This is a genomic window from Pseudoalteromonas sp. S3785, assembly GCF_005887365.1.
GTDB lineage: Bacteria > Pseudomonadota > Gammaproteobacteria > Enterobacterales > Alteromonadaceae > Pseudoalteromonas.
Genome location: NZ_PNCT01000020.1, coordinates 1 through 20,681, shown reverse-complemented (window position 1 = coordinate 20,681; position 20,681 = coordinate 1). Strand labels below are relative to the sequence as shown.

Genomic DNA, 20,681 nt, shown 5'->3' with positions numbered 1-20,681 from the left:
TTTATTATGCAAATAACCATTTCAAGAGAACAATTTTTAAAGCCATTAGTGCAAGTATCGGGTGCGATTGAACGTAAACATACGTTACCTATATTATCTAATGTATTGTTAGTGGTAGAAAACGGGCAACTTTCAATGACAGGTACAGACCTTGAAATTGAACTTGTTGCAGGTGTTTTTGTTGGTGATGATATTGCTGATACAAAATTAACGCTACCTGCTAAAAAATTACTCGATATTTGTAAAAGCCTACCAGATGGTTCTGAGCTCACATTGAGCTTACAAGAGCACCAACTGCTATTAACCAGTGGTAAAAGCCGCTTTTCATTGACTACACTTGCCGCGGAAGACTTTCCTAACTTAGAGCAGTGGGATGGCGAGGTAGAGTTTCAACTAACGCGTTTAGAGCTACGCAAGTTGCTTGAAAGCACGCATTTTTCGATGGCAAATCAAGATGTGCGTTACTATTTAAATGGCATGTCGTTTGAAGTTGATAATACTGACATTAAAACTGTGGCGACCGATGGCCACCGTTTGGCAATAGCGCAAAAAGAATTAGGTCAATCATTAAATACGCAGCGCCAATTAATCATACCGCGCAAAGGTGTGCAAGAAATTATGCGCCTTATGGTGGCTGATGAAGAATTAGTTACTATTCAATTTGGCGCTAACCATATTCGTATTATCGATGTGGAATTTACTTTTACAAGTAAGTTAGTGGATGGCCGTTTCCCGGATTACCGCCGTGTATTACCACGTGGTGGAGATAAAGTGATTACTGCTAACCGCGAGTGGTTACGTAATGCGTTTCAACGTGTGTCTATTTTATCAAACGAAAAGTTTAGAGGTGTACGCCTAAACTTAGCTAACGGCTTACTTAAAATTACGGCTAATAATCCTGAGCAAGAAGAGGCTGAGGAAATAGTAGAAGTAATGTACGAGGGTGATGAGCTAGAAATTGGTTTTAATGTGTCGTATGTATTAGATGTACTAAATACATTAAAAACAGAAGATGTACTATTTACATTAGCTGATTCAAACAGCAGTGCACTTATTGAAGGTGCGGGCGATGAAGAGGCAATGTACGTGGTTATGCCTATGCGATTATAAGATACCCATTATAAATGAGTTTAAGTCACTTGAGCCTCAAGTATTTTCGTAATATTGAGGCACTGACGCTAGAACCAGTCAACGGCGTTAATATAATTTATGGTGAAAACGGCAGCGGAAAAACCAGCCTTTTAGAGGCTATTTATTACCTTTCTCATGGCAAATCTTTTCGAACACCTAAACATAAAAGTATTATTCAACATCAGCAAGATCAGTTTGTAATACATGGCCGCAAAGCGCTACACGACTTGTCAATTCCTATTGGGATTAGTAAAACCCAAAGCGGTGAAACTAATTTAAAAATACAAGGGAAAGCCAGTAGAAAAATCTCTGAGCTTGCACAGTTAATGCCTGTGCAAATTATTACACCCGAAAGCTATTCATTGTTTTTTGGTGGCCCAAAAGAGCGACGTAAATTTTTAGATCTGGGTTTGTTCCACGTGGAACATGAGTTTTTTTATTTATGGCAATCGTTTAATAAAGTACTTAAACAACGCAATGCACTTTTAAAAAGTAAGCCAAAGAATTATTTTGACCAAATTAGGTTTTGGGACAAAGAATTTGTTAGACTGGCAGAACAAATAAATAAATTAAGAATGGCGTATATAAGTAGGTTTAAGCAGCAGTTTTTTGATAAAATGTGTGCAGAATTAACGCTTATACGCGATTTAGAAATCAACTTTAATGCAGGCTGGAAAGACAGCGAGTCTTTAAGTGATGCATTAGAGCAAAACTTTGAGCGAGACGCTCGCCAAGGTTTTACTAGTAAAGGTCCTCATAAGGCCGATTTTAGTTTTAGTGTCGCTGGCAACAGTGTAGAAAATACGTTTTCGCGCGGTCAATTGAAGTTATTGCTTTATGCGTTAAAAGTAACGCAAAATAGTTTAATTGAGTCAGAGACAGATAAGCAATCTATATTGCTAATAGATGATCTACCTTCAGAGTTAGGCGAAGATACAAAAGAGAAAGTGGGGCAATTATTGGCTCATTGCAGTTCTCAAATTTTTATCTCTTCAATTTTGTCTGAAAGTATTTCTGCTGTGGTGGAACCCATGCAACGAGAACTACAAATGTTCCACGTGAAACATGGCAACCTAATAACAAGATAAGTGGGATTAACCATGTCTGAGAATTACGATTCGTCGAGTATTAAAGTACTTAAAGGATTAGACGCAGTTAGAAAGCGTCCTGGAATGTATATAGGGGACACCGATGATGGCACAGGCTTACACCACATGGTGTTTGAGGTCGTTGATAACTCTATCGATGAAGCCTTAGCAGGTCATTGTGATGATATTTATGTAACGATTCACTTAGACGGTTCAGTCTCGGTAAGAGATAATGGCCGTGGTATCCCAACTTCTATCCATGAAGAAGAAGGTGTGTCTGCTGCCGAAGTTATCATGACGGTACTTCATGCTGGTGGTAAGTTTGACGATAACTCTTATAAAGTATCAGGTGGCTTACACGGTGTTGGTGTATCAGTAGTAAATGCATTATCAGAAAAACTAACACTTACTATTCGTCGTGAAGGCAAACTACACGAGCAAACTTACAGCATGGGCGTACCTAACGCACCATTAGCTATTATTGGCGACGCTGACACAACAGGTACAGAGCTACGTTTTTGGCCGAGTGCTGAGACATTTACAAACCTAGATTTTCATTACGATATTTTAGCTAAGCGTTTACGCGAGCTATCGTTTTTGAATTCAGGTGTAAGTATAATCTTAACTGATGAACGCGAAGAAAATAAAACCGACCACTTTAAATATGATGGCGGTATCCAAGCGTTTGTTGAATACTTAAACCGCAATAAAACACCAGTACATAAAGGTGTATTCCACTTTACTCACGAGCGTGAAGAAGATGGTATTAGCGTAGAAGTTTCAATGCAGTGGAACGATGGCTTCCAGGAAAACATTTATTGTTTTACTAATAATATTCCACAACGTGATGGTGGTACTCACTTAGCCGGCTTTAGATCTGCGCTTACACGTACACTTAATAACTACATGGAAAAAGAAGGCTTTAATAAAAAAGCTAAAACAACCAGTAACGCAACGGGCGATGATGCGCGTGAAGGCTTAACAGCGGTTGTAAGTGTTAAAGTACCTGATCCTAAGTTCTCATCACAAACTAAAGACAAGCTAGTATCAAGCGAAGTTAAATCTGCGGTTGAGCAAGCAATGGCAGAAAAGTTTTCTGATTTCTTATTAGAAAACCCAATGGATGCCAAAATTGTTGTTGGTAAAATTATTGATGCAGCACGAGCACGTGAAGCCGCACGTAAAGCTCGTGAAATGACTCGTCGTAAAGGCGCTATGGATTTAGCAGGTTTACCTGGTAAATTAGCAGACTGCCAAGAAAAAGACCCTTCATTATCTGAGCTATACATAGTGGAGGGTGACTCAGCTGGCGGTTCAGCTAAGCAGGGTCGTAATCGTAAAAACCAAGCTATTTTGCCACTTAAAGGTAAAATCTTGAATGTAGAGAAAGCACGCTTTGATAAAATGCTTTCTTCACAAGAAGTAGCAACGCTAATTACGGCACTAGGCTGTGGTATTGGCCGTGATGAATATGACCCAGAAAAGCTGCGTTATCACAGCATCATAATCATGACCGATGCGGACGTGGATGGCTCTCACATTCGTACATTGCTATTAACGTTCTTTTACCGCCAGATGCCAGAAATTGTTGAGCGTGGATACATTTACATTGCACAACCGCCACTTTATAAAGTGAAAAAAGGTAAGCAAGAGCGTTATATTAAAGACGATCCTGCGCTTGTAGACTACCTAACATCACTTGCACTAAATAATGCAGCGCTTTACACAAGCGAAAATGCAAGTGCGATTGAAGGCGAAGCGCTTGAGCAAATAGTACAAGATTACCAAAACACAGTTAAAGTCATTGAACGCTTAAAACGTAAATACCCTAACACGGTGATGGAACGTTTGATTTACCAAAGCGAGTTAAAAGTAGAAGACTTATCTAACGAAGCTAAAGTAATTGAGTGGACTAAAGAACTTGTTGATGACTTAATAGCACGTGATGAAGATGCAACAATTTTCCATGCTGGCACAGAGCATGATGCAGAGCGTAATTTGTACTTCCCGGTTGTGAATATTCGTCAGCACGGCGTTGATAAAGCCCATGTATTACACTACGACTTTATTGCCTCGCGCGACTACCAACGCATTGCTGTGACTGGTACTAACATTGCTAACATCCTTGGTGAAGGTGCATATATTCAACGTGGTGAGAAAACAAAACCTGTTGATAACTTTGTGGATGCTTTAGAGTGGTTGATCGCAGAATCTAAGCGCGGGATCTACATTCAGCGCTATAAAGGGTTAGGTGAAATGAACCCTGATCAGCTTTGGGAAACAACCATGGATCCTTCAGCGCGACGCATGCTACAGGTTACAATTGAAGATGCTGTAGCGGCGGATCAATTGTTTGCAACCTTAATGGGCGATCAAGTAGAGCCACGCCGTGACTTTATTGAAACGAACGCTCTTCGCGTAGTTAATCTAGACGTATAAAAAATTATACTCATATCTTAAAAGGAGCCTAATGGCTCCTTTTTTATTTTAACAACCGCACAAACTGCTTAAAACCTGCGTGTGCACAAGGTATACTGAGGGTAATTTTCACGCTACTTTCAGATAGTAAAAAGCCAAATATGCAAAAATATGACGTTAAAACCTTTCAAGGTTTGATCCTGGCTTTACAGGATTATTGGGCACAGCAAGGCTGTGTCATTATTCAACCACTTGATATGGAAGTGGGCGCAGGGACATTTCACCCGCAAACATTCTTAAAATCTATTGGCCCTGAGCCAATGTCGAGCGCATACGTGCAACCGTGCCGTCGTCCTACCGATGGCCGCTACGGTGAAAACCCAAACCGCTTACAACATTACTACCAATTTCAGGTGGTTTTAAAGCCATCACCAGATAACATTCAAGAGCTTTACCTAGGCTCGCTAGAAGCAATGGGTATTGATACCCTAACGCACGAAGTGCGCTTCGTAGAAGATAACTGGGAATCACCAACGCTAGGCGCATGGGGCTTAGGTTGGGAGATTTGGCTAAATGGTATGGAAGTAACGCAGTTTACTTACTTTCAGCAGGTAGGGGGCTTAGAGTGCTCTCCTGTAACCGGTGAAATTACTTACGGCCTAGAGCGTTTAGCAATGTACATTCAAGGTGTAGACAGTATTTACGACCTAGTATGGGCAGATGGTCCATTAGGGCGTGTAACTTACGGCGATGTATTCCATCAAAATGAAGTAGAACAATCTACTTACAACTTTGAACACGCAAACGTAGATGACTTATTTGCACAGTTTGATAAATGTGAAGCAGAAAGCCAAAAGCTAATTGAAGCAAATTTACCACTACCTGCATACGAGCAAGTAATGAAAGCATCGCATGCATTTAACTTATTAGATGCGCGCCATGCAATTTCGGTTACTGAGCGTCAACGTTATATTTTACGTGTAAGAGCGTTATCAAAAGCATGTGCACAAAGTTATTACGATGCACGTGAAGCGCTTGGTTTCCCGCTGTGTAAGGATAAGTAAGCATGTCAGCACAAAATTTATTAGTAGAAATTGGCACCGAAGAGCTGCCACCAAAAGCACTGCGTAAATTAGCAGAAGCCTTTGCCGCAAACCTAACAGCTGAGCTTGAAACACTAGAGCTTGGGCATGAAGGTGTAAGCTGGTATGCATCGCCTCGTCGTTTAGGCTTACAAGTAAAAGCGCTTGAAGCTAAGCAGCAAGATAAAGAAGTTGAAAAGCGCGGCCCTGCAACGAAAGCAGCGTTCGATAGCGAAGGTAACCCAACGAAAGCAGCAATGGGTTGGGCACGTGGTTGTGGTATTGAGGTAAGTGAAGCACAAACTCTCGAGACCGATAAAGGCGCTTGGCTTTTACATATTGCTAAAGTAGCAGGACAAGAAACTAAAACCCTAATGAGCGATGCCATTGCAAAGTCATTAGCAAAGCTACCAATTCCTAAGCCGATGCGTTGGGGCGCGAATAAAACACAATTTATTCGTCCAGTTCATACCGTCACTATTTTATTTGGTGATGAACTTATTGAAGGCGAAATTTTAGGTAAGCAAGTAACTAACCAGTTACAAGGCCACCGTTTTCACCACCCAGAAAAAATCGCCATTAACCACGCAGATGACGTGTTCGACGTATTAAAATCTGCCTACGTTATTGCTGATTACGAACAACGTAAAGCGCTAATTCGTGCACAAATAGAAGACGCTGCAAGCGCAGTGAATGCGGTTGTTGCAATGGATGAAGACTTATTAGAAGAAGTAACATCACTGGTAGAGTGGCCAGTAACGTTAACGGCAACATTTGAAGAGGCATTTTTAGATGTACCTGCTGAAGCACTAATTTACACCATGAAGGACGATCAAAAATACTTCCCGCTATTAGATCAAGATGGCAAACTTTTAAATAAGTTTTTGTTTGTATCTAACATCGAAAGTAAAGATCCAAGCGTGGTTATTTCAGGTAACGAAAAAGTAGTGCGCCCACGTTTAGCTGATGCGCAGTTCTTCTTTGAGACTGATAAAAAGAAAACCCTAGAAAGCCGACTAGAGTCACTTGATACTGTTTTATTCCAAAAGCAGTTAGGTACGCTTAAAGATAAATCTGTACGTATTAGCGAACTTGCTGGCTACATTGCAGAGCAACTAGGTGCCGACAAAGACCTTGCAAAACGTGCCGGCCTATTAAGTAAAACTGACTTAATGACCGAAATGGTAATGGAATTTACCGACGTACAAGGTGTAATGGGTATGCACTATGCACGCTTTGATGGCGAGGCAGAAGATGTAGCTATTGCACAAAACGAGCAATACATGCCACGCTTTGCAGGTGATAACCTACCTACAAACCTAATTAGCTGTGCAGTCGCTATTGCTGATAAGTTTGATACGCTGGTGGGTATTTTTGGTATAGGCCAAGCACCAAAAGGCGACAAAGACCCATTTGCGCTTCGTCGTGCAGCCATTGGTGCACTGCGTATCATGGTAGAAAAAGAACTACCACTGGATATTTTAGACCTAGTAGCAAAAGCACAAACATTGTTTGGCGATAAGTTAACTAATCTAAATGTATCAACGGATGTATTTGATTTTATGCTAGGGCGTTTCCGCGCATGGTATCAAGATGAAGGCATTGAAGTAGACGTAATTCAAGCTGTGCTTGCACGTCGCCCAACGAAACCTGTTGATTTTGACCGCCGTGTTAAAGCGGTAAGCCATTTCCGTACATTAGACGAAGCAGAAGCGCTTGCAGCGGCTAATAAGCGTGTAGGTAACATTCTGGCTAAAAACAATATTACTAACCAGGGTGATGTTGATGAGAGCTTATTAAGCGACGACGCCGAAAAAGTATTAGCATCACAAGTGGCAAAATTTGCGACTGAGCTTGCACCACTTTACGCTGATGGAAACTACCAAGAGGCATTGAGCCAATTAGCCGGTATCCGTCAAAGTGTTGATAACTTTTTTGACAACGTCATGGTTATGGCCGACGATGAAGCTGTAAAGCAAAATCGCCTTGCGCTATTAAGCCAGTTAAGCCGCTTATTTTTAGATATTGCAGATATATCTGTACTGCAAAAATAACACTGCTTAAGCCAATAGAAAGCCAGCGTTTTGCTGGCTTTTTAGTTTTAACAGAACAAAGGACTTCAATTAATGATGCCAATGAAACGAATTTTAACGCTTGCTATTGCCAGCTTACTAACCGCATGTACTAGCCAGGTGTCTATTAACGATGTGCTGCCACAACAAGAATTGGATAAAACAATTTACCTAAGAGGCGACTTTACGCTTTGGGACGCAGAACCTCAGTACCAATTTATGCCTGTGGGCGGCGCGCTTTACCAAGCAGAAGTTAAATTTAGTACCCCGGGTAAAGTGTACGAATTTAAAATAGCCGACGCCGATTTTAGTGAAGGCTACAACTGCGGCTACAGCGATGCCCAACCAGCAGGGCAAAAACTAACGCTCGGCCAACCCGTACTTGCAGACTGTAATACTATTTATAATTACTTTAGCTACTCGCCCGCAATAAAAGGCACGTACATAGTAAGCATTGATTACAGTGATTATGATAAGCCGAAAGTGACGTTAACGAAGAAATAGCTATTAGTTGGGAGCTGTCAGCTTTTAGCTGCCCGAGTGGGCATATAGATTTGTGACAAGGATATCGTAGGTTGGTTAGAGTGAAACGAAACCCAAAATGTGCGTCGAGTAAAACTGGGCTACTGGTTATCAAATACGTTGGGTTTCGTAAAACTCAAACCAACCTACATCAATAATAATTTTTATTGATTGCTATAAACATACAATCAAATTTATGAGCTTAGTTAGTCTAATTACAGTCGTAAATCAAAAGCGTTATAAAAGATAAGTAGATTTTAAGTAGGTTGGGTAGAGTGAAACGAAATCCAACATATGCGGCGAATAGAACTGCGCTGGTGGTTATCAAATTCGTTGAGTTACGTAAACTTGTCTTGATTACAATTAACAAAACTAATCTATACTCTTATTTATCTGTTTATTTTATGGATAAAAATATGCGTTATAAGCGTATGTTAGAGACGGGCGCATGTTATTTTTTTACGGTAAATTTAGAAGATAGATCTTAGTCTTTGCTTGTGGAAAATATAGAGTTATTACGCCGTGTATATTCAAAGGTGGCAAAAAAGCATCCAATAAAGACGATTGCAATTGTTATCATGCCCGATCACCTTCATGCTATTTGGCAATTACCTAAAGGTGATAGTAATTACGCAATGCGTTGGCGACTTATTAAATCAGGCTTTTCTAGAGAGCTGCCATCAACAGAGTTTTGTAATAAAAGTCGAATAGCCAAAGGTGAGCGCGGGATTTGGAAGCGTCGCTATTGGGAACATAAAATTAGGGATGAAGAAGACTTAAACAACCATATTAATTATATTCACTACAACCCAGTGAAACATAACCATGTTATTAAAGTGAGTGATTGGCCATTTTCAAGTTTTCATCAATACGTCAAAAATTCTAAACTAAGCCAATATTGGGATTGCAATAGTGATTCATGCACTTTGTATGATGAATAATATTTCGGTGGGATAAAGCAAGTTGGATTTCGTAAAACTGAACCCAACCTACATATGGCTTATGCTCTTGACGATGCGTTAAATATTAAAAAACCAACTTACTAAACTAACTTTCAAACCTTAAAGCCCTTTCTTCACCACATACCTATACGGTGCTTCTTCAACATCTTTAGCCACCAGCGTGTGATCCATGAACGTACAAAAGCTTGGAATATCGCGAGTGGTTGATGGGTCATCAGCGGTAATTAATAACGTTTCACCGTCGTTCATCTTACGAATTGCAGCGCGTATCATCATTACAGGTTCTGGGCAGCGAAGGCCCATGGCATCTAATTGGTGATCGGGGTTATCAAAGCTCATAAAAAGTTACCTGTAAAAATAGTCGCGGCTTGGTTAGGTCGGTTAGTTTAGCGCAAATAAAGCTGTGGGTTAACTATTTTGCGCATAATGGGTAAGCGTAATACAGTAATAAATAATCTGGCATAAGTTTAATACGCCCGATCACATTATTTATTTTAAACCTGCAAAAGCTGGTGGCATAAAAAAGGCGAACTAACATAGGTTAGCTCGCCTTTTTAATCACCAAGATGGTTTTACATGTTTAAGCTAATAGTTAGTCTTGAACACGTTCAAATACAGTGGCAATGCCTTGGCCTAAACCAATACACATAGTTGCTAAACCGTATTTTGCATTTTTGTCTTCCATTAAGTGGATAAGCGAGGTGCTAATACGCGAACCCGAACAACCTAGTGGATGACCAAGTGCGATTGCGCCGCCGTTTAAATTCACTTTTTCATCAACCACGTCTGCTAAACCTAAGTCTTTAAGTACAGGCAGTGATTGTGCCGCAAATGCTTCGTTAAGCTCTGCTACGTCAATGTCATCAATAGTAAGACCTGCTTGTGCAAGTGCTTTTTTACTTGCTGGTACTGGGCCGTAACCCATAATTGATGGATCGCAACCTGCAACAGCCATAGCTTTAACGCGTGCACGAATTGGTAAACCAAGCTCTTTAGCTTTTTCTTCGCTCATTACTAACATGGCTGATGCGCCATCAGAAAGTGCAGAAGACGTACCCGCAGTAACCGAGCCAGAAGCCGGGTTAAATACTGGGCGAAGCTGAGATAAACCTTCTACCGTTGTTTCAGGGCGAATTACTTCATCATCTTCAACTAAAATTAAAGAACCATCAGCTGCGTGACCTTCCATTGCTAAAATTTCGCGGCGGAAACGGCCTTCAACTGTTGCAGCATGTGCACGTTGATGTGAGCGGTATGCAAATTCGTCTTGCTGCTGGCGGCTAATACCGTGGATAGTCGCAAGGTATTCTGCAGTTAAACCCATAGAGCCAGATGCTTGTGCAATTGAAGTTGCTAAGCCAGGGTGAAAGTCGTTACCGTGAGTCATAGGAACATGACCCATGTGCTCAACACCACCAATTAGGTAAGTGTCGCCAGCGCCTGTCATAATAGCGCGTGCTGCGTCATGCAATGCTTGCATTGACGAGCCACATAAACGGTTAACGGTTGTAGCAGGTACAGAGTGTGGAATACCCGCAAGTAACGAGGCGTTACGTGCAACGTTAAAGCCTTGCTCTAGTGTTTGCTGTACACAGCCCCAATAAATGTCGTCAATTGATGCAGGGTCAACTGCTGGGTTGCGTTCTAGTAAGCCCTTCATTAAATGAGCGCTTAAGTCTTCCGCACGCTTGTTTTTAAATACGCCGCCTTTTGAGCGACCCATTGGTGTGCGGATACAATCTACAATTACTGGATTATTCATGATATTAACCTTCCACCTTATAGAAAACACGACCTTCTTCGGCCCATTTGCGAGTTTGCTCTGATACTTGGTAAATCGCACCTAGGTGAGCATATTTGTCTGCTGCTGCAACAAAGTTAGCTAAACCTGTTTGATCTAAGTAACGGAACGCGCCGCCTCTAAATGGAGGGAAACCAACGCCGTATACAAGAGCCATATCAGCTTCTTGAGGAGAAGCAACAATGCCTTCTTGTAAACAAAGAAGTACTTCGTTGATCATTGGAATCATACAACGGTCAATGATTTCTTGTTTATCAAATTCTTTCGGTGCATCAGTAATTGGTGCTAGTAGCTCAACCGCTGTTGCATCGCTTGATTTTTTAAGACGACCACGACGGTCTGTTTCGTACTTGTAAAAACCTGCTTTATTCTTTTGACCAAAACGTTTTTCGTTAGCAAAAACAGTCACCGGATCTTTTTCTGCACGTGCCATACGCTCAGGGAAACCGTCTGCCATTACACCAGTACAGTGGTAAGCTGTATCAATACCTACAACATCAAGTAGGTAAGCTGGGCCCATTGGCCAGCCAAATACGTTTTCCATTACTTTATCTACTTTTGCAAAGTTAGCGCCTTCAACAACTAATTTGCTAAAGCCTGCAAAGTAAGGGAATAAAACACGGTTTACAAAAAAGCCTGGGCAATCGTTTACAACAATTGGTGACTTGCCAAGTTTAAGGGCGTAATCAACAACAGCGTTAATTGTTTTATCAGAGGTTTTTGCACCACGGATAATTTCGACTAATGGCATTTTTGGCACTGGGTTGAAAAAGTGCATACCACAGAAGTTTTCTGGCTTATCGAGTACTTCTGCGAGTAAATCAATACAGATAGTCGATGTGTTTGACGTAAGTACCGTACCTTCTGGCAGGTTCTTTTCAAGGTCGGCTAGTACTGCTTGCTTAACTTTAGGGTTTTCTACAACGGCCTCAACAATAATGTTGGCGTTTTGAAGGTCTGCATCATTAAGCGTTGGCTTAATTTTGCTAAGCGTTGCCAGCATTTTTTCCATTGGCATGTGGCCGCGTTTAACTTTTGCACCAAGTAGTTTAGATGCTTCACCCATACCTAAATCAAGCGCATCCTGTTGGATGTCTTTCATTACAATTGGTGTACCTTTATAAGCAGACTGGTATGCAATACCGCCGCCCATAATACCCGCGCCTAATACAGCCGCTTGTTTAATTTCTACATCGCTGTGTTTAGCAAGCTTGCGTGCTTTACCTTTAATAAACTGGTCATTTAAGAAAATGCCCGTTTGTGCAGCAGCTTCGTTAGTACGTGCAAGTTTTGCAAAGTTAGCATTTTCGATTGCCATTGCTTCGGTGCGCTCACAGTTGGCCGCTGCTTTAATAGTGCGAACTGCCATAACCGGTGCAGGATAGTGGCCTTTGGTTTTACCCATTACCATACCTTCTGCCATCGCAAAGCTCATGCCTTGCTCAACACGGTTTAATTTAAGTGGCTGAAGTTTTACGTTACGTTTTGCTTGCCAATCTAACTTGCCTGCAATTGCTAATTCAAGTGTTGCTAGGCTTGACTCTAAAAGTTTGTCAGCACTAACTACCGCGTCAAACGCACCTACTTTTAAGGCTTCAGCGGCGCGATTTTCTTTACCTGAGGTAATCCAAAGCATGGCGTTATCTGCGCCAATAATGCGTGGTAAGCGCACTGTGCCACCAAAACCAGGCATTATGCCAAGTTTAACTTCTGGTAAGCCCATTTTTGCAGTTTCACTTGCAACACGATAATCGGTAGCAAGTGCCCACTCACACCCGCCACCAAGTGCTAAGCCGTTTATAGCGCTAAGAGTTGGGTATGGTAAGTCTTCGATTGCGTCAAAAACGTCGGTTGCGTTTTTAATCCACGTTACTAATTCTTCTTCTGGTTTAGTAAATGTTGGTAAAAATTCGAAGATATCTGCGCCAATTATAAAGTGGTCTTTATCACTGGTAAAAATCATGCCTTTGATATCAGAATTAGACGCTAATTCTTTTAATGCTGCTGCACAATCTGAAAGAGTTTTTTGAGATAGTGTGTTTACAGAGCCTGCAACACAAAACTTAAACTCGGCGATGTTTTCCTTTAGGAAGCTAACTTCAAAGGAATCGCTTTTATATAACATTATTATTCTCCCTAGTTGACGAACTAAGACTGGTACGATGAGTTTGCATTTCGACCAGTGTGCTTGCTTTAAAATTAAAATGCAACGAAAAATTTAACTCGGTTACAAACGGCTGGTTAAAATATAGCTGGTTTGGTGCTAAGGTGTACTGGAATGTGCGAAAGGTACTCATTAATTATCATGAGTGCGTAAATTAAATGATGTTCATATTTTATTAAAGGCACTCTCATTATTGTTTTAGTGCCCCAATCTGGAAATTATTAACCCTGACAGGTCATTAAACCTAAAGGATATTATGAAAAAAATTTTATTAAGCGCTGTGGCAGCTGCCTTTATTCTTCCTTTTAGTTCTGCCCAAGCGAGTATCGATAATGACGCGTTTTTAGATGCAGAAAAGAAAGTGCGCTATGGAAGTTACCAAGACTTTAAAGAAGCAATAAACGGGTTAGATCATCCGCTAAAGCCGTATGTCGAAAAAACATATTGGCAACGCCATCCTAATATTAAGTATCAAAGCGAAATAGAAAGTTACCTAACCATTTATGAACATACCCCGCTTGAGTGGCCGGTACGCAAAGCATGGTTGGAGTATCTTGAAAAAAATAACAAAAAAGCCGCTTATATTAAAAACTACCGAGAAACGTCTAACGCAGCGCTAACATGCACGTTTTTAGATTTTCAGCTTGATTTAGGGGCGCCAGAAAAAGCCATTTTTAATCAAGTTACCGATTTATGGACGGTGGGTAAGTCGCAACCAAATGAATGCGACTCGTTATTTTCACAATGGCGCAAAAAAGGCTATTTAAATAATGAGCGTATATGGAAGCGCATAACGCTTGCAGCGCAGGGCGGTACCCAAAGCTTACTGCCTTATTTAAAAACGTTGTTACCTAAAAACGAGCGTTACTTAGCCGATTTATATTTAAAAGTACGCCGTGACCCAAGTGCAGCAGCGGGGCTATATCGGTATAAAAATAAGTCGGCAAAAGAAGGTGAAATAGCCATTTACGGAGTTAAGCGTCTAATTTGGCGCGATAAAGCGCTGGCTTTAAGGGCCTGGCAAAAGCTAGAAAAAATGTTTAATTACAGCGACGAAGAAAAAGCAGATTTATATTACACGTTTGCTTTATCGCTTGCTTCAAGTGGGCACAAGCAAGCCAGCTTTTGGCTTAATAAAGTGCCAAAAGCGCGGCAAGACAAAAAGTTAATTCAGTGGCAACTTGGTAATATGCTAAAAACCCAAGACTGGGAAGGCATAGCAGCTTTTTTTACGGGTAAAGATAATTTAAGTTTAGGCCAGCAGTATTGGCTGGCTTATAGCTATGCTAAGCGAGGAGAGCAACAAAGAGCAGACGAAATTTGGGCTAAAGTAGCCACAAATCGTGATTATTATGGTTTTTTAGCGGCGGCACGTTTAGGGCTGCCGGTCGATTTAAACAATCACCCTTTAGAGGTTGACCAAAAACTGGTAGATAAAGTGATGAATGCGCCGGGCTTTAAACGCGCAAAAGCACTTTACGAACTAGAGCGTTTCACTTCAGCACGCCGAGAGTGGAATTACTTAACCAATACCTCTACCGACGAAGAAAAACTGGCTGCCTCAAAAGTTGCAGCGCAAAACAATTGGCACGATAACGTTATATTTACGTTAGCTAAAATAAAAGCGTGGGATTATGTCGAACTGCGTTTTCCGTTTGCATTTCAAGATATTTTTGAACGTTATAGCAAGCGTAACAAAATAGATCCCGCGTGGAGTATTGCCATTGCGCGGCGTGAAAGCTCGTTTGCACCCGATGCGCGATCCCATGCTAATGCACGCGGTTTAATGCAGCTGCTACCTAGCACGGCAGAATACGTTAATAAAGCGACGGTATCGAGTACGCGTTTGTACCAACCTAAAACCAATATACGCTTAGGTACTAGTTACTTGCAGTACTTGAAAAAGAAAAACAAAGGCAATGAAATACTCGCTACGGCATCTTATAACGCAGGGTATCATCGTATTAAACGTTGGTTACCTGACGAAGCTATACCCGCAGAGCTATGGGTTGAGCTGATCCCCTATAGAGAAACACGAGATTACGTAAAAAACGTGTTTGCTTATCGCCAAGTTTACCACACCCGAATGGGCCGAGAAGGAAACGTGCTCGCGCCGTTACTCAATATGAAAATGGGTGGGTAAATTATGTAATACTAATAGCCTTAAATATTTAGCCATTCGAGCGTGCTAAATAAAGGGCTAATAACTTAACACTATGGGTATAAGTATTAGGGGGATATTTGCATGTTAAATATCCCCCTTTTTTGAGCGCTTTACGTTTAAGTGGTAGACTCAAAGCAAGTTAAATTTAACAGATGGATTAACAATGGATAAATTAGCCGTTTTATATGCAGAGCATATTGCCACATTACAACAACGTACGCGTACAATTTGTGACCGTGAAGGGCTAGAGGGTTTAGTTATTCACTCAGGCCAAGCTAAGCGCCAGTTTTTAGACGACATGTATTACCCATTTAAAGTTAATCCACACTTTAAAGCATGGCTTCCTGTTATTGATAATCCACATTGTTGGATTGTGGTAAATGGAAGCGATAAACCTAAGCTTATTTTTTACCGCCCAGTTGATTTTTGGCACAAAGTGCCCGATGAGCCACGCGATTTTTGGGCTGAGTACTTTGATATTGAATTATTGCTACAGCCTGATCAAGTTGAAAAACTATTACCTTACGATAAGGCTAAGTATGCTTACATGGGCGAATACCTAGAGGTAGCACAAGCGCTAGGTTTTAGTATTATGAATCCAGAGCCAGTACTTAATTATTTTCACTATAACCGCGCCTATAAAACACAGTACGAGCTTGAATGTTTACGCCAAGCTAACCGTATTGCGGTAGATGGGCACAAAGCTGCACGCGATGCCTTTTACAATGGTGGTAGCGAATTTGATATTCAACAAGCGTACCTTATAGCTACACGCCAAAGCGAAAACGAAATGCCGTATGGCAATATAGTTGCACTTAACGAAAACTGCGCTATTTTGCATTACACGCATTTTGAGCCAACAGCACCACTTACTCATAATTCGTTTTTAATCGATGCTGGCGCAAACTTTAATGGTTATGCCGCAGACATTACCCGTACATACGACTTTAAAAAGCAGGGTGAGTTTGCTGAGCTAGTACAAACAATGACGCAAATACAAATTGAGCTAGGCAACGCCTTAAAGCCAGGCATGTTGTATGGCGATTTACACGTTGATTGTCATAACCGTATTGCCCAAGTACTGAGTGACTTCAATATTGTAAACTTACCTGCCACAGAAATTATTGAGCGTAAAATTACTTCAACGTTTTTTCCTCATGGTTTGGGCCACCACCTGGGTTTACAGGTGCATGATATGGGCGGTTTTATGCGTGATGATAAAGGCACGCACCAGCCATCGCCAGAAGGGCACCCATTTTTACGCTGCACGCGCTTAATAGAGAAAAACCAAGTGTTTACTATTGAGCCAGGGCTTTACTTTATAGACTCGTTATTAGGTGATTTAGCGCAAACCGACAGTAAACAGTTTATTAACTGGGATAAAATCGAGACGTTAAAACCATATGGCGGTATTCGTATTGAAGACAATATTATTGTTCACGAGGACAGCCTAGAAAATATGACTCGAGATTTAGCGCTCGACTAAGCTAATAAAGACGAGTTCGCTAATACGCGCTAAAATACGCGAATACAAAGGGGCCTTTTGGCCCCATTTTTAATTGAGCTTTAATTATGTCTGAATATAAATACCCGGCTGCTGATGTGTTTCATCAAGAAGAAATAAAAAAGAGCACCTTTATTGTGCATATTGCGCATACACCAGACCTTAAGGCAGCTAAAGCCTTTATTAAAAGCATTGAAGAAAAGTACCCCGATGCACGTCATAATTGTTGGGCCCACGTAGCGGGTAACCCAGGTGGCAGCCATGTTTATGGTTTTTCTGATGATGGCGAGCCAAATGGCACTGCAGGAAAACCCATGCTTAATGTGCTGGTGGGCTCTGGACTTGGCGAAATTACTGCAGTAGTTACCCGTTATTTTGGTGGTATAAAGCTTGGTACTGGAGGGTTAGTGCGTGCCTATGGCGGATCGCTAAATAACGCACTTTCGCAGCTAAAAACGGTAACAAAAGTACCAAGTATCGAGATTGTTGGCCAAAGTGAATACAGCATGCAGGGCGCTATAGAGCAGTTGTTAAAAACCAACTATCAAGTACTTAATATAGAAAAACAATTTACTGCTAATATTGAATGGGTTATTACTATTGATAGTCGCCAAGCTAATCAGGCCATTAAAGATATTTTTGATTTAAGCCATGGCGCAGTTGAGTTAACTATCAAAGAGTAAGACAATAACTTACACACTTATACTTACTAATAATAAAAGCGATAAGCTACATGCAATTTCGTACCATCATAAAAATTCTTGGCCAACTAGTTGCGCTGTTTAGTATTACCATGGTGCCACCTGCGGTGGTGTCTTTATTTTATAAAGATGGTGGTGGTGTTCCTTTTGTATTAGCGTTTATATTTAGTGTGGTAATTGGTTTAACAGCCTATTACCCAAACAGGCATGAAAACGGCGACTTAAAAGCGCGCGAAGGCTTTTTAATTGTTGTCCTGTTTTGGCTGGTACTAGGGGCATTTGCATCGTTACCGCTGATTTTTTTACAAGAGCCTAACTTATCTATGGCCGATGCGGTGTTTGAGGCCTTTTCGGGCCTTACAACCACAGGCGCCACTGTACTTACCGGCATTGAATACCTGCCTAAGTCTGTTTTGTTTTATCGCCAGCAATTACAGTGGTTTGGCGGTATGGGTATCATTGTACTTGCTGTTGCTATACTGCCTATGCTTGGGGTCGGTGGTATGCAGTTATACCGAGCTGAGATCCCAGGTCCTGTAAAAGATTCAAAAATGACCCCCCGCATTGCCGATACCGCAAAGCACCTTTGGTACATTTATGTGTCACTAACTATTTCGTGCATGTTGGCATATTGGGCGGCAGGAATGGAGTGGTTTGATGCCATATGTCATGCGTTTTCTACCGTGGCGATTGGCGGGTTTTCTACTTACGATGCCTCAATAGGGCACTTCGACAGCCCTGTCATTAACTTTATTTGTGTATTCTTTTTAATTATTGCTGCGGTTAACTTTTCGTTGCACTACGCTGCGGTAGCAAGTCGTAATATTCAGGTGTACATTCGCGACCCCGAATTTAAAGTGTTTTTGCTTATACAGTTAGCGCTGGTGGTGATTTGTTTTACCGTGCTTTCATCTAACGAAATATTTGCCGATGGCGATGAAACACTCGACCAAGCCTTGTTTCAGGCTGTTTCTATGAGTACCACAGCCGGTTTTGCTACTGACAACTTTTCCACATGGCCGTTGTTTTTGCCTATATTACTTATTTTTTCGAGCTTTATAGGTGGCTGTGCAGGTTCAACCGGTGGCGGTATGAAAGTCGTACGCGTGTTTTTACTATACCTACAAGGCATACGTGAGCTTAACCGCTTAGTGCACCCACGCGCTATATACTCTATTAAGCTGGGTCGTAAAGCCTTACCCGATAAAGTAGTCGAAGCCGTATGGGGGTTTTTCTCAGCGTATGCATTGGTGTTTATTATTATAATGCTGGCGCTAATGGGAACCGGTATGGACAACATTACCGCGTTCTCGGCTACAGCGGCGTGTTTAAATAATTTAGGCCCGGGCTTAGGTGATGTTGCATCGCACTATGGGGCAGTGAGCGATGGTGCTAAATGGCTATTAACGATTGCCATGGTATTTGGTCGCTTAGAAATATTTACCTTACTCGTGCTATTTACGCCGACCTTTTGGCGTGGGTAATAATATATAAATGATGCTTAGGAACAGGCATGCCACATTCTAATTTAGATAAATTACACCAGTTAACAACAGGGCGAGTAGTCGACTTGGAAATCGTTACGCCTACTAGTAGTAAACGTGTAAAAACAGAGTTTATTGGTTTGCTAGAAAACAAGTTTATTATTTTAAATTACCCAAGTTCAAAACGATTACCTGCTGCTAATGATTATTTGCGTGACGGTGTAATGGTCGTAGTAAGAGCGGTTATAGAAGGCAGTGGTGGGCAAGTAATAGCATTTAGGCAGCAGGTGATGTCGATAGCCTCACATCCTACTAGGCTCATTTTTATTAATTACCCTACACAAGTTCAGTTATTTGCTTTGCGCGCGCAAACACGCATACCGACCTTATTACCTGCAAAATTAACGCTCAGTGACGATAGAGTACTTGAAGGGGTGATTAAAGATATCTCGCTTACCGGGGTGATGTTTGATGTACGCGACGATCAAAGCGACGAAAATATAAAAGATATGCAATGTACGGTGACGGTTGATACCAACAATAAAGCATTTACTGGCGAAATATGCAGTGTAAAGCCGCACGCCGCGGGGGTTAATTGCGGTATTAAGCTTTTAGCCAGTGAAGAGGAAATGAAGGCGTTTATGAAAGAGCATTTTATTGATCCCGCTATACTCGAGCTGCCATTAGATTAAGCGGTTTCGCTTAATAGCAACAAATGGTCGTTTTTTTACTTTAATGACCATAAAATTTTTTTAAAAACACAAAAATTAATTTTTATTACTATAAAATCAATCACATATCTGATTTTTACTAGTAAGCTAATTTTATATTTTAGCGCCCCTTACACCTAAATTTTAGCCTCCTTTCTTGAAAACTTATCACTGTTGCAATTTAAGCTAAAAATTGTAGCTTTTTTATTATGCGTAACTAATTGAATTAATTGAACTTATAAATTCAGTAATTCTTCTTGTTGCTAGTTTGCAACAAAAAAATCGCCTCAATTTATTAAAAATCGCTGAAAGCTATTTTAACTATATGAAAAATATAATGTTTTAAAAGCTGGCATTTAAGTTGTAATAGTCTGGTTGTACTGAACAAACGTGATTTAAAGTAAACCACTTAATCGCACACATATACTTGAAGGAATTATATTATGAAAAGCATTAATAAAACTTTAGCACTTATCGCCCTAGCTTCATCATCAGCAGCATTTGCAGCAACAGATTTTGATACGTTAGATGTAGATGGCAGCGGCACAATCAGCAAATCAGAAGCATCTATTGATGCAAAACTGATGAGCATGTTCTCAGAATTAGATACTGACCAAAATGGTGAGTTATCAAAAGAAGAATTTTCAAAAGCTTAATATGTGATAACAATCCTGAGTTGCCAATGACAACCTAAGTAGGCAAGGGAGCTTACGAAAAAGGATAACAAGGATGTGAAAATCATTAATTTAAAAATATGACTTATTAAACTTAAGTAACTTGTATATTGAAGGATTAAATTATGAAGCATTTAAATAAAGCGATGGCACTATTAGCAATTGCCTCTTCTTCAGCTGCAATTGCAGCAACAGATTTTGATA

The 20,681-nt window shown here is 40.8% G+C and carries 15 protein-coding genes and 2 pseudogenes; 14 read left to right on the top strand and 3 right to left on the bottom strand.

The genetic code is table 11. The features are described 5' to 3' along the window. The first annotated feature begins 6 nt into the window (after positions 1-6). From dnaN to CWC17_RS05425, 7 genes and pseudogenes are all read left to right on the top strand, one after another. Positions 7-1,110 carry a DNA polymerase III subunit beta gene (dnaN, locus tag CWC17_RS05455; protein WP_004588058.1) on the top strand — a complete coding sequence of 368 codons (1,104 nt, stop codon included), beginning with the start codon at positions 7-9 and terminating at the stop codon, positions 1,108-1,110. 14 nt (positions 1,111-1,124) lie between these two features. Then, positions 1,125-2,219, top strand: coding sequence for a DNA replication/repair protein RecF (gene recF, locus CWC17_RS05450; RefSeq protein ID WP_024032132.1), 1,095 nt, complete (start codon positions 1,125-1,127; stop codon positions 2,217-2,219). 12 nt (positions 2,220-2,231) lie between these two features. Then, positions 2,232-4,658 (top strand): DNA topoisomerase (ATP-hydrolyzing) subunit B, encoded by a 2,427-nt coding sequence (gene gyrB, locus CWC17_RS05445; protein WP_055016206.1) that lies wholly within the window; start codon positions 2,232-2,234, stop codon positions 4,656-4,658. A 140-nt stretch (positions 4,659-4,798) separates the two neighbouring features. Further along, on the top strand, positions 4,799-5,701 hold the full coding sequence (gene glyQ / locus CWC17_RS05440) for a glycine--tRNA ligase subunit alpha (protein ID WP_004588055.1): 903 nt from the start codon (positions 4,799-4,801) through the stop codon (positions 5,699-5,701). Between the two features lie 2 nt (positions 5,702-5,703). After that, positions 5,704-7,773, top strand: a complete 2,070-nt coding sequence (gene glyS / locus CWC17_RS05435; RefSeq protein WP_138612307.1) for a glycine--tRNA ligase subunit beta — start codon at positions 5,704-5,706, stop codon at positions 7,771-7,773. Positions 7,774-7,845: 72 nt separating this feature from the next. Next, positions 7,846-8,295: an early set domain-containing protein gene (locus tag CWC17_RS05430; RefSeq protein ID WP_138612306.1), complete on the top strand. Its 450-nt coding sequence runs from the start codon at positions 7,846-7,848 to the stop codon at positions 8,293-8,295. A gap of 434 nt (positions 8,296-8,729) precedes the next feature. After that, positions 8,730-9,254: pseudogene (locus CWC17_RS05425) on the top strand (REP-associated tyrosine transposase). Positions 9,255-9,374: 120 nt separating this feature from the next. Here CWC17_RS05425 and tusA read toward each other — a convergent pair. The 3 genes from tusA to fadB form a co-directional block, all read right to left on the bottom strand. Further along, entirely contained in the window at positions 9,375-9,614 is a 240-nt protein-coding gene (gene tusA, locus CWC17_RS05420) for a sulfurtransferase TusA (RefSeq protein WP_138612305.1), read from the bottom strand. 253 nt (positions 9,615-9,867) lie between these two features. Next, positions 9,868-11,037, bottom strand: a complete 1,170-nt coding sequence (gene fadA / locus CWC17_RS05415; protein WP_055016201.1) for an acetyl-CoA C-acyltransferase FadA — start codon at positions 11,035-11,037, stop codon at positions 9,868-9,870. 4 nt (positions 11,038-11,041) lie between these two features. Further along, complete coding sequence (fadB, locus tag CWC17_RS05410; RefSeq protein WP_138612304.1) at positions 11,042-13,201, bottom strand: fatty acid oxidation complex subunit alpha FadB; 2,160 nt, start codon at positions 13,199-13,201, stop codon at positions 11,042-11,044. Positions 13,202-13,496: 295 nt separating this feature from the next. Here fadB and CWC17_RS05405 point away from each other — a divergent pair, with 295 nt between their 5' ends. The 7 genes and pseudogenes from CWC17_RS05405 to CWC17_RS19770 all read left to right on the top strand — a co-directional run. Then, positions 13,497-15,383: a transglycosylase SLT domain-containing protein gene (locus tag CWC17_RS05405; protein WP_138541947.1), complete on the top strand. Its 1,887-nt coding sequence runs from the start codon at positions 13,497-13,499 to the stop codon at positions 15,381-15,383. A 184-nt stretch (positions 15,384-15,567) separates the two neighbouring features. Then, positions 15,568-16,890 (top strand): Xaa-Pro dipeptidase, encoded by a 1,323-nt coding sequence (gene pepQ, locus CWC17_RS05400; RefSeq protein WP_138541948.1) that lies wholly within the window; start codon positions 15,568-15,570, stop codon positions 16,888-16,890. Between the two features lie 86 nt (positions 16,891-16,976). Then, the gene (locus CWC17_RS05395) at positions 16,977-17,591 is read left to right on the top strand and encodes a YigZ family protein (protein WP_138541949.1); all 615 of its coding nucleotides are present in this window, start codon (positions 16,977-16,979) and stop codon (positions 17,589-17,591) included. Positions 17,592-17,641: 50 nt separating this feature from the next. Further along, positions 17,642-19,093: a TrkH family potassium uptake protein gene (locus CWC17_RS05390; protein ID WP_055016196.1), complete on the top strand. Its 1,452-nt coding sequence runs from the start codon at positions 17,642-17,644 to the stop codon at positions 19,091-19,093. A gap of 29 nt (positions 19,094-19,122) precedes the next feature. Then, positions 19,123-19,785, top strand: coding sequence for a PilZ domain-containing protein (locus CWC17_RS05385; protein ID WP_138612303.1), 663 nt, complete (start codon positions 19,123-19,125; stop codon positions 19,783-19,785). A gap of 461 nt (positions 19,786-20,246) precedes the next feature. Continuing rightward, on the top strand, positions 20,247-20,459 hold the full coding sequence (locus CWC17_RS05380) for an EF-hand domain-containing protein (protein ID WP_055016194.1): 213 nt from the start codon (positions 20,247-20,249) through the stop codon (positions 20,457-20,459). A gap of 143 nt (positions 20,460-20,602) precedes the next feature. Next, positions 20,603-20,681 (top strand): annotated as a pseudogene (locus CWC17_RS19770) (calmodulin); the annotation flags it as partial.